This is a genomic window from Bordetella hinzii LMG 13501, from assembly GCF_001548475.1.
GTDB lineage: Bacteria > Pseudomonadota > Gammaproteobacteria > Burkholderiales > Burkholderiaceae_B > Bordetella > Bordetella hinzii.
In genome coordinates, this window is sequence record NZ_LRUJ01000018.1 from 75,488 (window position 1) to 88,585 (window position 13,098).

Annotated in this window: 15 protein-coding genes and 1 tRNA gene; 7 read left to right on the forward strand and 9 right to left on the reverse strand. The window is 65.8% G+C overall.

Translation table 11 applies throughout. From position 1 onward, the window contains the following. Positions 1–80 precede the first annotated feature (80 nt). A complete protein-coding gene (locus AXA74_RS13470; RefSeq protein WP_029577988.1) occupies positions 81–419 on the reverse strand; it encodes a PsiF family protein in 339 nt (112 codons plus the stop codon). A gap of 225 nt (positions 420–644) precedes the next feature. Between AXA74_RS13470 and AXA74_RS13475 the strand changes: the two genes are divergently transcribed. The 5 genes from AXA74_RS13475 (at position 645) to AXA74_RS13495 (ending at position 5,735) form a co-directional block, all read left to right on the forward strand. Continuing rightward, the gene (locus AXA74_RS13475; RefSeq protein WP_029577987.1) at positions 645–986 is read left to right on the forward strand and encodes an FxLYD domain-containing protein; all 342 of its coding nucleotides are present in this window, start codon (positions 645–647) and stop codon (positions 984–986) included. A 141-nt stretch (positions 987–1,127) separates the two neighbouring features. Continuing rightward, on the forward strand, positions 1,128–1,775 hold the full coding sequence (locus tag AXA74_RS13480; protein WP_029577986.1) for a carbonic anhydrase: 648 nt from the start codon (positions 1,128–1,130) through the stop codon (positions 1,773–1,775). A 54-nt stretch (positions 1,776–1,829) separates the two neighbouring features. Continuing rightward, positions 1,830–3,353: a phospholipase D family protein gene (locus AXA74_RS13485; protein ID WP_029577985.1), complete on the forward strand. Its 1,524-nt coding sequence runs from the start codon at positions 1,830–1,832 to the stop codon at positions 3,351–3,353. Positions 3,354–3,501: 148 nt separating this feature from the next. After that, positions 3,502–5,241, forward strand: a complete 1,740-nt coding sequence (locus tag AXA74_RS13490) for a nitrite/sulfite reductase (protein WP_029577984.1) — start codon at positions 3,502–3,504, stop codon at positions 5,239–5,241. Between the two features lie 8 nt (positions 5,242–5,249). After that, entirely contained in the window at positions 5,250–5,735 is a 486-nt protein-coding gene (locus tag AXA74_RS13495) for a DUF934 domain-containing protein (protein WP_032972319.1), read from the forward strand. Here AXA74_RS13495 and AXA74_RS13500 read toward each other — a convergent pair. From AXA74_RS13500 to hemA, 5 genes are all read right to left on the reverse strand, one after another. Continuing rightward, positions 5,717–6,304: a UbiX family flavin prenyltransferase gene (locus AXA74_RS13500; RefSeq protein ID WP_029577982.1), complete on the reverse strand. Its 588-nt coding sequence runs from the start codon at positions 6,302–6,304 to the stop codon at positions 5,717–5,719. The two genes, AXA74_RS13495 and AXA74_RS13500, sit on opposite strands and share 19 nt — an antisense overlap. Before the next feature lie 2 nt (positions 6,305–6,306). Next, positions 6,307–6,633 (reverse strand): Grx4 family monothiol glutaredoxin, encoded by a 327-nt coding sequence (gene grxD / locus AXA74_RS13505; protein ID WP_029577981.1) that lies wholly within the window; start codon positions 6,631–6,633, stop codon positions 6,307–6,309. A 40-nt stretch (positions 6,634–6,673) separates the two neighbouring features. After that, a complete protein-coding gene (prmC, locus tag AXA74_RS13510; protein ID WP_032958434.1) occupies positions 6,674–7,483 on the reverse strand; it encodes a peptide chain release factor N(5)-glutamine methyltransferase in 810 nt (269 codons plus the stop codon). Positions 7,484–7,489: 6 nt separating this feature from the next. Then, on the reverse strand, positions 7,490–8,566 hold the full coding sequence (gene prfA, locus AXA74_RS13515) for a peptide chain release factor 1 (protein ID WP_029577979.1): 1,077 nt from the start codon (positions 8,564–8,566) through the stop codon (positions 7,490–7,492). A gap of 81 nt (positions 8,567–8,647) precedes the next feature. Continuing rightward, positions 8,648–9,922, reverse strand: a complete 1,275-nt coding sequence (gene hemA, locus AXA74_RS13520) for a glutamyl-tRNA reductase (RefSeq protein WP_029577978.1) — start codon at positions 9,920–9,922, stop codon at positions 8,648–8,650. 291 nt (positions 9,923–10,213) lie between these two features. On the opposite strand from hemA, the gene AXA74_RS13525 reads away from it, so the two are divergent. Continuing rightward, positions 10,214–10,289, forward strand: a tRNA-Phe gene (locus tag AXA74_RS13525). 122 nt (positions 10,290–10,411) lie between these two features. On the opposite strand, the gene AXA74_RS24865 is transcribed toward AXA74_RS13525, so the two are convergent. Continuing rightward, positions 10,412–10,813 (reverse strand): helix-turn-helix domain-containing protein, encoded by a 402-nt coding sequence (locus AXA74_RS24865; RefSeq protein WP_407060211.1) that lies wholly within the window; start codon positions 10,811–10,813, stop codon positions 10,412–10,414. Between the two features lie 516 nt (positions 10,814–11,329). Next, positions 11,330–11,947, reverse strand: a complete 618-nt coding sequence (locus AXA74_RS24210; protein WP_126623645.1) for a hypothetical protein — start codon at positions 11,945–11,947, stop codon at positions 11,330–11,332. A gap of 283 nt (positions 11,948–12,230) precedes the next feature. Here AXA74_RS24210 and AXA74_RS24870 point away from each other — a divergent pair, with 283 nt between their 5' ends. Continuing rightward, complete coding sequence (locus tag AXA74_RS24870; protein ID WP_032979518.1) at positions 12,231–12,647, forward strand: amidohydrolase family protein; 417 nt, start codon at positions 12,231–12,233, stop codon at positions 12,645–12,647. On the opposite strand, the gene AXA74_RS13540 is transcribed toward AXA74_RS24870, so the two are convergent. Continuing rightward, on the reverse strand, positions 12,644–13,098 hold a 455-nt coding region (locus AXA74_RS13540; RefSeq protein WP_155680871.1), incomplete at its 5' end, for a helix-turn-helix transcriptional regulator. The genes AXA74_RS24870 and AXA74_RS13540 overlap by 4 nt on opposite strands.

The following is a 13,098-nucleotide window of genomic DNA, read 5'->3' on the forward strand; positions in this document are numbered from 1 at the left end:
CAGCGGGAAGCCGCCCGGCCACGAAAAAGGCCTTGTCCGAGGACAAGGCCTTTGCTTTTGTCGGCAGTCCCGGCCGGGCATCATCCCCCTTTCAGGCAGGTGCTCATGAAGGTCTTGCGCTTGTCGCCGCTCAGCGACTGGGCGCTGGCCTTGGCGTTGCAATCCTTCATGCGCTGTTGCTGCGGCGTCAATGACTTGGCGGGCTCCTCACCCTTGAGACAGCTGCTCATATAGGCTTTGCGGTCATCGCCCTTTTTGCCTTCGGCGGACTTGTTGCATTCCGCCATCCGCTGTTGCTGCGGGGTCAGCGGCTTGGTGCCGGGCGTGGCGGCAGGCGCGGCAGTCTGGGCGGCCACCGGACCGCTGGCCAAAAGGGCCAGGCACAGGCCGGCAACCATGCTGGACTTACGGAAAACCATGCTTTCCTCCCCTGCCCCCGGGGCCGCGCGACCTGCGCGACAACGCCGGAAGCGGACAATGCCGGGACGGTCCCCGGTATGGGCAAGTTTCGATCAAAGCCCCGGCGCTTGCAAGCTCGCGCCGAGCCTGACGAGAATGGTTACGAACTGCACCGTGTTCGACATTTTCGCCAAGCCGGGCCGACGACATAATGGCAGCACCTCTCCCGGCCTTCGGAATGCGCCATGAATCTGTTCAAGCATGTATTCGCCGCGGTCCTGCTGTGCCTGTCCGCCCAGGCCATGGCGCAAAGCCTGCCCTACGGGGTGACACTGGGCAATCTCCAGGCCACGCGCGACAACATCGCCGGCCAGACGGTGATCACGGGCACCTATAGCAACCAGGGACAAAAGCGCATCGTCCAACCATCCGTCACCTTCGCGCTATTTGACGCCAACGGACAGGAAATCGGCCGCATCTCCTCTCAATCGCCCATTCCGCTGGAGCCGGGCGACCTCTGGCACATCCGGGCCAGCACCCCCATGACCTTCCAGCGCTTTACCGCGGTCGAGGTGCGGGCCGACTGAGCCGGGCGGCCCGGCCGGTTTTCCAGCGGCAGGCCGTTGTGGGAAAATGCACGACGCCCGGGGGCCGCCTAAGCGGCCCCGGCACATGGCCTGGCCTGGCGCCAGCCAGCGTGCCCAAGAGGCAATAACCAGGATACGATCATGTTTCCCAAAAGACTTACCGACGGCTACCAGTCCTTCCTCAAGGGCCGCTTTCCCGCCGAACGCAGCCGCTACGAAGCCCTGGCCGAAAAAGGCCAACAACCCGAAATCCTGATCATCAGCTGTTGCGATTCGCGCGTGTCGCCCGAAGCGATTTTCGACGTGGGTCCAGGCGAACTGTTCGTCGTGCGCAACGTGGCCAACCTGGTGCCGCCTTGCGAGCCCGACGCCGAATCCTCCTTCCACGGCACCAGCGCGGCGATCGAATTCGCCGTCAACGGCCTGGAGGTCAAGCACATCGTGGTCATGGGCCACGCCTCCTGCGGCGGCATCCGCTCTTACTACGACGACGCCGAGCCGCTGTCCAAAATGGACTTCATCGGCAAATGGATGTCGCAGATCGCGCCGGTGGCCGACGCCCTGGGCGACAGCACGGGCGACCGCGCCCAGGACCTCAAGCGCCTGGAGCTGGCCGTCATCGGCCACAGCCTGCAAAACCTGATGACCTTCCCGTCCATCAGCCGCCGGGTGCAAAACGGCTCGCTGCAGCTGCACGGCTGCTATTTCGGCGTCGCCACCGGCGTGCTGTTCGTGCGTGACGCGGCCTCCGGCGCCTTCGTCCCCTGCCTTGAAACCCACCCGGGTTGAGGCGTGGCGGCGGACACGCAAGTACGCCGCCCTTGTTGGCTGGTCCGGCTTATCGTGACCGGCCTGCTCGCCGCCCTGCTGGGCGGCTGCGCCCTGCCCTCTCAAGAAGGCCGCAACGCCTCGGCCAGCCTGCCGCCGGCCGAAGCCGGCGCCACGGCGCTGGGCCAGGCCATCGCGCCGCGCGTCGCGCAGCATCCCGGCCTGGCCGGCATCCATCCCCTGGCCGACGCCTACGACGCCTTCGCCGCGCGCATGCTGCTGGCGCGCGCCGCGCAGCGCACGCTGGATGTGCAGTACTACATCTGGCATGGCGACATGACCGGCACGCTGCTCTTCGAGGCCCTGCACCAGGCCGCCGACCGGGGCGTGCGGGTACGGCTGCTGCTCGATGACAACGGCACCTCGGGCCTGGACGCCACGCTGGCCGCGCTGGCCCAGCACCCCAATATCGAGGTAAGGCTGTTCAATCCCTTTGTCGTGCGCCGGCCCAAGGCCATCGGCTACCTGACCGACTTCAAGCGCCTTAACCGGCGCATGCACAACAAATCCTTCACCGCGGACAACCAGGCCACCATCCTGGGCGGCCGCAACATCGGCGACGAGTACTTCGGCGCCACCGAAGGCGTGCTGTTCGCCGACCTCGATGTGCTGGCCGTGGGCCCCGTGGTCCAGGATGTCTCCAGCGACTTCGACCGCTATTGGAACAGCATCTCGGCCTATCCCGTCGAGCGCCTGCTGCCTGCCGCACCGGCGGGCGAACTCGACCGCCTGGCGCACTCGGCCCAGGGCGTGGAGCGCGACCCCAAGGCCGATGCCTATATGCAAGCGCTGGCGCGCACGCCCCTGGTGCATCAACTGTTGCAGGGCAATCTGCCCCTGGAGTGGTCGCCCGCCCGCATGGTGAGCGACGACCCGGCCAAGGTCCTGGACCAGGCCCGGCCCGACGGGCTGGTGGCGCACCAGCTCAAGGAAATCATCGGCGAGCCGCAATCCCACCTGGAGCTGGTCTCGCCCTATTTCGTGCCCACGGCCGAGGGCACGGCCGCCTTCGCCCAGATGGCCGGGCGCGGCGTGCGGGTGCGCGTGCTCACCAACTCCCTCGAAGCCACCGATGTCAGCGTGGTGCACTCGGGCTATGCCAAACGCCGCGAAGCCTTGCTGGCCAGCGGCGTGCAGCTATTCGAGATGCGCCGGGCCGGCGACGAGGTCCAGCGCCACCGCGGCCTGGGCCCATTCGGCAGCTCGGGCTCCAGCCTGCATGCCAAGACCTTCGCCGTGGACGACCACCGCGTGTTCGTGGGCTCCTTCAATTTCGACCCGCGCTCGGCCCACCTGAACACCGAGCTCGGGCTGGTCATCGACAGTCCGCCCCTGGCCCGGGCCATCAGCCATACTTTCGACACCCGCATCCCGGCCGACGCCTACCATGTGCTGCTGGACGAACACGGCCGGCTCTATTGGCTGGAGCCCACGCCCGACGGCGGGTTCATCCGCCACGACAGCGAACCGGGCGCCAGCCTCTGGCAGCGCCTGTCGGTGTGGTTCTTGTCGCTGCTGCCCCTCGAGCCGCTGCTCTAGCGGCCCCGGCCCATATCCATATAACCACAATGACTTAGACGGCCCGCTCGGCCTGCTGTTACGGTTATGTGCAAATCACCGCAATGGCGCCCGGCGACGTCGAGGCGCCTTTTGACGCCGGCGCGCCGGCCCCTCCAGGGTTCCCATCATGTACGTGTATGACCCCGTCGACCAGCAGCTCGTGGAAGAGCGCGTGGCCCAATTCGCCGGCCAGACGCGCCGCTTTCTCGACGGCCACCTGAGCGAAGATGAATTCCGCGTCCTGCGCCTGCAGAACGGCCTCTATATCCAGCGCCACGCCCCCATGCTGCGCGTGGCCATTCCCTACGGCATGCTGGCCGCGCGGCAACTGCGCAAGCTGGCCCATATCGCGCGCCGCTACGACCGCGGCTACGGCCACTTCTCCACGCGCCAGAACATCCAGTTCAACTGGCCGCGCCTGGAAGACGTGCCGGCCATCCTGGCCGAGCTGGCCGAAGTGCAGATGCACGCCATCCAGACCAGCGGCAACTGCATCCGCAACACCACCACCGACCACTTCGCCGGCATCGCGCCCGACGAGCTCGTCAACCCGCTGGTGTGGTGCGAAATCATCCGCCAGTGGTCCACGCTGCACCCCGAGTTCGCCTTCCTGCCGCGCAAGTTCAAGATCGCCGTCAGCGGCGCCGTCGAAGACCGCGCCGCCGTCGGCGTGCACGACATCGGCCTGCAGGCCGTCGAGCGCGACGGCGAGCTGGGTTTCCGCGTATGGATAGGCGGCGGCATGGGCCGCACGCCCATGGTGGGGCATCTCATCAAGCCCTTTGTCGCCTGGCAGCACCTGCTGACCTATATGCAGGCCGCGCTGCGCATCTATAACCTGCATGGCCGGCGCGACAACAAGTACAAGGCCCGTATCAAGATATTGGTCAAGGACCTCACGCCCGAGGTCTACGCCCAGCAGGTCGAGCAAGAGTGGCTGCGCATCAAGGACGGCCCGGACACCATCACGCAAGAACAGCTCGACACCATCGCCGGCCGCTTCGTCTGGCCGGCCTATGAAGCCGGCGCCGCCGACGAGCCCGACCCCAGCGCCGAGCTCGCCAGCCAAGACAAGTCGTACGCCCGTTGGCTGCGCACCAATGTGCATGGACACAAAGTGCCCGGCTATGCCGCCGTCACGCTCTCGCTCAAGCCCACGGGCGTGCCGCCTGGCGACATCACCGCCGACCAGATGGACGCGGTGGCCGACCTCTCCGAACGCTATGGCTTCGGCGAACTGCGCGTCTCGCACGAGCAGAACCTCATCCTGGCCGACGTCAAGCGCTCGCAGCTGCCCGCGCTGTGGAACGAACTCAAGGCGCTGAACCTGGCCACGCCCAATATCGGCCTCCTGACCAACATCATCGCCTGTCCCGGCGGCGACTTCTGCGCCCTGGCCAACGCCGTGTCCATCCCGGTGGCCGAAGCCATCCAGCGCCGCTTCGACGACCTCGATTACCTGTTCGAGATCGGCGAACTGGACCTGAACATCTCCGGCTGCATCAACTCCTGCGGCCACCACCATGTCGGCCACATCGGCATTCTCGGCGTGGACAAGGCCGGCGAGGAGTGGTACCAGGTGACCATAGGCGGGCGCCAGAACGGCGCGGCCCGCCCCCTGCCCGACATCGAATCGACCCGGGGCGGCGGCGCGGCCGTGGGCCGCATCATCGGCCCGTCGTTCGCGCGCGAACAGGTCGCCCATGTGGTGGACCGCCTGATCCGCACCTACCTGGGCCTGCGCGACAGCGAAGCCGAGCGTTTCATCGACGTGGTGGACCGCGTCGGCATCGATCCCTTCAAGAAGGACGTCTACGCCGATCCGCTGCTGGCCAAGCCCGCGCAGCGCGAAACCGTGGAAGCCTGAGACCCGCCATGACCGATACTCCCCTGCCTCATCTCATCCGTCACGGCGAACTGCAAGCCAATGGCTGGCGCCTGCATGACGCCGACGACAGCCTGCCCGCCGACGAGCCCGGCTGGATCGTCCGCCTCGCGCTCTGGCAGGCGCAGACGCCGGCGCTGGCGGCCCGCCGCCATCCGGTAGGCCTGCTGCTCGCCCCTGACGCCGATCCCGCCCAGATCGACCTCGCCGCGGCCCAGCCCGCCTTCATCGCCATCGACTTCCCCGTCTATACCGATGGGCGCGGCTATTCCCTGGCCCAGCTGCTGCGCCGCAACCATGGCTGGCAAGGCGAACTGCGCGCCGTGGGCGACGTGATGATAGACACCATCTACTACCAGGCGCGCGTGGGATTCGACAGTTTCCTGGTCAAGCCGGGGCACGATCCCGAACAGGCGCTGCAGGCCTTCAAGACCTTCAGCGTGCGCTACCAGCAGAGTTATCCCATCCCCGCCTGAGCGCCGGGGCGGGTGCCGTCCCAGCTGGGGCCCGGCACCGGGATATCGAACAAATCGAGGACACGGGCGACCGTATGGTCGACCATTTCCTCGATGCTGGCGGGCCGGTGATAGAAAGCCGGCAAGGGCGGGAAGATGATGCCGCCCATTTCCGTGACCGCCGTCATATTGCGCAAATGCGCCAGATTGAAGGGCGTCTCGCGCACCATCATCACCAGCCGCCTGCGTTCCTTGAGCGTGACATCCGCCGCGCGCGTGATGAGGTTATCGGACAGGCCGTGGGCCACGGCCGCCAGCGTGCGCATGGAGCATGGCACGATGACCATGCCGGCCGTCGCGAAAGCGCCGCTGGCCAGCGTGGCGCCGACATCGCGCACGCCATGGCTATGGTCGGCCAGGGCCTGGACCTCATGGCGGCCCATCCCCAGCTCGTGCTGGATATTGAGCACGCCCGAGGCCGACACCACCAGATGCGTCTCCACATCCTCGACGCCGCGCAGCACTTGCAGCATGCGCACGGCGTAGAGCGCGCCGGTGGCGCCCGTGATGCCGACGACCAGCCTGCGCATGGTCAGACCGTGGCGCCGGCGTTATCCAGCAGCGTCTTGAGTTCGCCGCTTTCGTTCATCTCGTTCATGATGTCCGAACCGCCGATGAACTCGCCGCCCACATACAGCTGCGGGATGGTCGGCCAGTTGGAAAAAGTCTTGATGCCCTGGCGCACTTCGTCGTCTTCCAGCACATTGACCGTCACCAGCTTCTTCACGCCACAGCTCTTGAGGATCTGGATGGCGCGGCCCGAAAAACCGCATTGCGGAAACTGCGCGGTACCCTTCATGAACAGCACCACGGGATGCTGCGTGACGGTATCGCGGATGAAATCTTGTACGTCGCTCATGGATTAACTCGCAAAAGGAACAAGCGGAACACAACCACTATTATAGGAAGCCGCCGGAAATCCGCTCGATCCCGGCAAGGTCCCGGCGGCTGGCGACTTCGCGCAAGCCCGCCTGTTGTAACAAGGCCCGCACGGCCGGGGCCTGGTCCCAGCCATGCTCCATCCACAACGCGCCGCCCGGCAGCAGGCGCCCGGGCGCCTGGCGCGCGATCTCGGCCAGCGCCCCCAGGCCGTCGGCCCCGTCCGTCAGGGCCGAGCGCGGCTCAAAGCGCAGATCGCCCTGGGCCAGATGCGCATCCCCAGCATGGATATAGGGCGGGTTGGACACGATGAGGTCAAACCGGCTGCCGTCCCCGACCGCCTCGAACCAACTGCCCTGGGCAAAGGCCACCCGCGCGCCAAGCGCCTGGGCATTGCCGCGCGCCACCGCCAGCGCCTCGGCGCTCAGGTCGGTCGCGGTCACAGCCGCCTCGGGGCAGGCCAGCGCGATCGACACCGCGATGGCTCCGCTGCCGGTGCCCAGGTCCAGCACCCGCGCCCGCGGGCGGGCGCGCACAAAGTCCAGCGCCGCCTCCACCAGGGTTTCGGTATCCGGACGCGGGATCAGCACCGCGGGCGTGACCCGGAACACATGCCCCATGAACTCGCGCTCGCCGATCACATAGGCCATGGGCTCGCCGGCCAGCCGGCGCTGCGCCAGCGCCTCATAGGCCGCGGCCAGGCCGGCATCGGCCGGCTCATCATCATGCGCCAGCAGCCAGGCGCGGGGACGCCGCCAGACCTGCTCGACCAGCATGCGCGCCTCCAGGCGCGGCAGACGGCGGTCCTGCAACAGGTCCTTGATCCGCATGGCGGCTCAATCGCCCAGCGCCGCCAGCTGCTCGGCCTGGTGTTCGGCCAGCAGCGCGCCGGTCAGCTCGTCCAGATCGCCTTCCAGGATCTGCTGCAACTTGTACAGCGTCAGGTTGATGCGGTGATCGGTCACGCGCCCCTGCGGATAGTTATAGGTGCGGATACGCTCGGACCGGTCGCCCGAGCCCACCAGGCTCTTGCGCTCGGCGGCCTCCTTGCTCTGGCGCTCGCGCAACTCCTTGTCCTTCAGCCTCGCGGCCAGCACCTGCATGGCGCGGTCCTTGTTGCGATGCTGCGAGCGGTCATCCTGGCACTCCACCACCAGCCCCGTCGGCAAGTGGGTGATGCGCACCGCCGAATCGGTCTTGTTAATGTGCTGGCCGCCCGCGCCGCTGGCGCGGAAGGTATCGATACGAAGATCCGCCGGATTGATGACGATCTCGCCCATCTCGTCGGCCTCGGGCATGACCGCCACCGTGCAGGCCGACGTATGGATGCGGCCCTGCGCCTCGGTGGCCGGCACACGCTGCACGCGGTGCGCGCCGGACTCGAACTTCAGCCGGCCATAGGCGCCATCGCCATCGATGCGGGCGATCACTTCCTTATAGCCGCCCAGCTCCGAAGGGCTTTCCGACATGATCTCGACACGCCAGCCGCGGTTCTCGGCATAGCGCGAATACATGCGCAGCAGGTCGCCCGAGAACAAAGCGCTCTCATCGCCGCCCGTGCCCGCGCGGATTTCCAGGAATAGGCTGCGGCCGTCATTGGGGTCGCGCGGCAACAGCAACACCTGCAGCTCGCCCTCAAGCGTCTCCAGGCGTTCACGCGCCGTCTTGATCTCCTCCTCGGCCATGGCCTTCATCTCGGGATCGGCCAGCATCTCCTGCGCCGTGGCCAGATCCGCCTCGGTGCCCTGGAAGCTCGTAAAGGCCGCCACCACCGGCTCCAGCTCGGCGCGCTCGCGCGAAAGCTTGCGGAAACGCTCCATATCCCCCGCGGTATCCGGGTCGGCCAACAAGGCGTCTACTTCGATCAAGCGGTGCGCCAGCTGTTCCAGCCGGCTGCGCATGGAGGATTTCATGGGCGTATTCGAGAAAAAAGAATTGGACAACACGCGCGCGCGGGCGCTGCCGCGCGATCACGGCGAAGGCGGACGTGGCAGCTAACGGCGCGAATCGCGGCCGGGAAACAGGCGCGGCACCCAGGCAAGCAGCTGCTTGCGCTCATCGCCCGCGCTGCGGTTGAGCGCGGCCAGCGGACCATGCAGATACTTCTGCGTCAGGCCATGGGCCAGCTGCTCCAGCACCGCCTCGGGCGACTCGCCGCGCGCCAGCATGCGGCGCGCGCGCTCCAGCTCGGCGGCCTGCACATCCTCCGCGGCCTGATGCAGGTCGCGGATCACCGGCACCACCTCGCGGGACTGCAGCCAATGCATGAAACCCTGCACGCGGGTCTCGATGATGGCTTCGGCCTGCACCACCGCGGCGCGGCGGGCGTCCGTGCCAGACTGAACCAGACGGCCCAGGTCATCGACGGAATACAGATAGACATCGTCCAGGCGGCCCACCTCGGGCTCGATATCGCGCGGCACCGCCAGATCGATCATGACCATGGGACGGTGGCGGCGCTGCCGGGTGGCGCGCTCGACCATGCCCAGACCCAATATGGGCAGGGAACTGGCCGTACAGGAAACCACGACGTCGAACTCCGCCAGACGCTCGGTCAGATCGGCCAGTTTCATCGTGCCGGCCGAGAAACGGCCGGCCAGCGACTCCGCCCGCTCGACCGTGCGATTGGCGACCACCATCGAACGCGGACGCTGCGCGGCAAAATGGGTCGCGCACAGCTCGATCATCTCGCCGGCGCCGATGAACAGCGTGCGGGCCTGGTCCAGATTGCCGAACACACGCTCGGCCAGGCGCACCGCGGCGGCGGCCATCGACACCGAATGCGCGCCGATCGCGGTCTGCGAACGGACCTCCTTGGCCACCGAGAACGTGCGCTGGAACAACTGGTGCAACAGCGTGCCCAGCGAACCGGCCTCCTCGGCCGCGCGCACCGCGTCCTTCATCTGGCCCAGGATCTGCGGCTCGCCCAACACCATGGAATCCAGGCCGCTGGCCACACGGAACGCATGGCGCACCGCCTCATCCTGGCGCAGGCGATACAGATGCGGATGCAGGCTGCCGGCCTCCAGGCTGTGATGATCGGCCAGCCAGGCCGGCAACTGCTCGGCCACGCCCACCTCGGCGGCGCAATAGACTTCCGTGCGATTACAGGTCGACAGAATCGCCGCCTCGCGCACCGCCCCGCCGAACGCCGAGCGCAGCCCTTCCAACGCCGGCTTGACCAGATCAACGGGCATGGACACGCGCTCGCGCACCGAAACCGGCGCCGAGGTGTGGTTCAGACCGAAGGCTAGAACAGCGACTGACATCAGGAAAGGAAACGGGGCTGTGATTTGTAACAGCGACGTTCGTGATTATACCCCCGGGCGCCCGCCCCGCGCCTCCGGCGCCACAGCGCGCCCACCCATCGCATCCCGCTTGCGCCAGATCAAACCGCGCGCGGCGCAAACCCAACAAAACGGCAGCCCGTCCACATCGCCCCGGCACGGCTTGCACAACGCAAGCCGCGCCGGCCCAAACGTTTTTTCGCCCACGGCAGCAAAAAAGTGCGCGCCTTCGTGCACAGCCGAAAAATTTCATGTATAGTTGCGGTCTTCGTTGGCCTGGTAGCTCAGTTGGTAGAGCAGCGGATTGAAAATCCGCGTGTCGGTGGTTCGATTCCGCCCCAGGCCACCAGAATTCTGCAAGCAGATCAACGCCTTAGGCGCCCAGCAGCCTAGGGCGTTTTTCTTTTCAGGCGCGCTCAAACACGAAACCGACACGGTGCTGCGGCGCCGTGAGTTAACTGCCACGCCTATCTACTTGTGCTGACGCAGGTACTCCTTCTCCGTCTCACGCACCAAGTCCGCAGCGAACACACTGAGTGCCTGGCCGACACCTATCAAGGTCGTGATCGTCGGCTGCCTGACGCCGCGCTCGAGGCGAGACTCAAACGTCCCGTCAACGCCCGCCTGAAAGGCGAGCTCCTCCTGGGACACGTTCTGCTCCGACCTGTGCCGTCGCAGGACCTCCCCGAATATCTGCCCGATGTCCGCAATCTCCGCTCTCGCCATCTGAGGAAGACTTTTTTTGTGGCCTCTGGTCCACGACCCATAGGCACGATGCCCATAGGCCCATGTAGCGCAAAGCCCGTAAAAACGTCGCCCACGCCACCGCATGGAGCACAACCGACAATAATGCCCCCAAGCTCGTCCTCGCATCGATCCTCGCCCTGGCCGCACTCGCCGGCTGTTCGACCACCTCTGGCTCTGATGCTCGGATCAGTCGGAGCGGCTTCGACGACGCCCGCATCGTCACCATCGACCCGCACGGCAACGCCTGCCAGTCGATTGCCTGCACGGGCCTGGGCGCGCAGTGGAACTCAAAGAACCCGAACGAGTCGGCCCTGGTCGTCGCCCCATTCAACGAAGTCCGGGCAATCAATCGTCGGTGCTCAACTCAACCTCGACGGGCAGGTCTATGACCTGTCCAATGCGCGGCCCTTCGCCAGCTTCAGCGACCTCGGCGCGGCGACCAAGGAATCGCGCAAGGGGTTCATCGTCCCGACCGACCTGATCTGCAGGGTCGTGGCCTCACAGCGGGCGTGATTGCGGGTGACGACCATGGGCAACAACTACGAAGACGCAGTGGTCGATGGGCAGACGGACTGCAAGGCGTTCCATGCTCTGAGGCGCTTCTTGGCATCGGTGGAACGGGGTCGAAGCCCTGCATCATAGCTACTCTTGGTCGCTAGCGGATTTTTGAGCTTTCTTCATCCTATATCCGTGAAATTTGAATGCAATAAAAGCAGCAAGCAAGAACACCAGAAAGATAGGAAAGGCATTGATCCCGCCATGATGAGAACATGCCCCTGCTCGTCCTATGGAGTGAGAATGCCACCCATCCGAACAGGCCAGAGGAACAAGCGCGCCGCCGACATAGAAGATCACGAAAAATAAAACGACTGCCGGAGCTATGGAAACATTCCTGGGGCGCTGTGCCTCGGGATTTTTTAAGAGACCGTAGGGGCTGGACGCTTCGCCAATAACGGGGTGGTCAGTTACGGCCGCCCCCTTATTCGGAGGGGAAGTCTTTTGCTCTGACTCGCTCTTGGTATTAGGCCGGGATGGTTCAGGCGCGGCGGGCTCAGCACTTTCCTTGCGCCCATAGGTACTCCACTGATGTCCACATTGTTTGCACTGCCTATTTAGGCTTATATCGAACAGCACGTCCCCGCCAAGGATTAATTCACCCTTGGATGCCGCATCTAGTGCATCGTCGCTTGGATAGCCCCACATCAATGGAACGCCTGCTTTTTGCTTGCAGGCAGGGCATATATTTAATCGCCGAGCCATATCTTATTCCTCATGTGGCACCGCAATCTGCGCGACGACACACCTAGGCCTTGTGTATTCAGATCTTACATTGCTAGACGCGGGGCGGTATTGATGGTCGCTTCAGATGCATCCCTGATTCTGATCGAGTGGCGTCAATAATCATTTGCAGGCCGTTGTCATTCACCTACGGTTAGCAAACGATGGGCGACTGCCCTTGCAGAAAACTTGACACTCTCCCCTGTCGTGCGACGGCTGGAGGACGCCCCGGCAACCACCCAACCAGCACCGCAGGAGAAAAAGAATGACGGTCACCGACGGCGTGCGTGCCGCAGCCGCCTGGTTCGCGATGCACCAGGCCGACGCAGACTACGCGCTGGACGATGATGAGGCACCCTACAAACTGCGCGCCGCCGTCGGCGACCGGATCGGCTGGGATGCCGCGCAGGAGGACTGCAATCCCGGCACCTCGCCGCTGGCTTCCCTGCTGCTGATGCTCAACATGGCCTGCACCCTGTTCCGCCTGACGCCGGCCGAAGCCTTGAATGGCGTGACCCACGCCGCGGCGCGCGCGCTGGGCATGCAGGATGAGATCGGCAGCCTGGAGGTCGGAAAACGCGCCGATCTGGCGTTCTGGCAGGTGGACGACCTGGCCGAGCTTTGCTACAGCTATGGCACCCACACCCCGGTGCGCGTGCTGCGCGGAGCGAGCAGCGCCTAGGTATAGAAGGCCGAGGGCGGCACGCCGAAATGCTGCCTGAACATGGCCGCGAAGGCGCTCTGGCTGGCATAGCCATGGTCCAGCGCGATGCTCAGGATTTTTTCGCCATGCGCCAGGCGCTCAAGCGCCGACAACAGACGGGCATGCTGGCGCCAACGGCCGAAGGTCATGCCGGTTTCGCGCTGGAAGGCGCGGTGCAGGGTCCGCGTGGAGACATCCAGGCGCGCCGCCCAGTGCGCGACCTCATGCGGCTGCCCGGGGTCGCGCACCACGGTGTCGCACAGGGCGCGCAAGCGCTTGTCCCGGGGCCAGGGCAGGTAAAGCGGCAAGCGCGGGATGGCCGCCAGCTCAGCCAGCAGCAAACGCATGAGCAGGCCGTCACGGCCGCTGTCGTCGTAGTCCAGCGGCAATTGCGCCGCGGCCAGGATGAGCTCGCGCAGCAGGGCGGGCA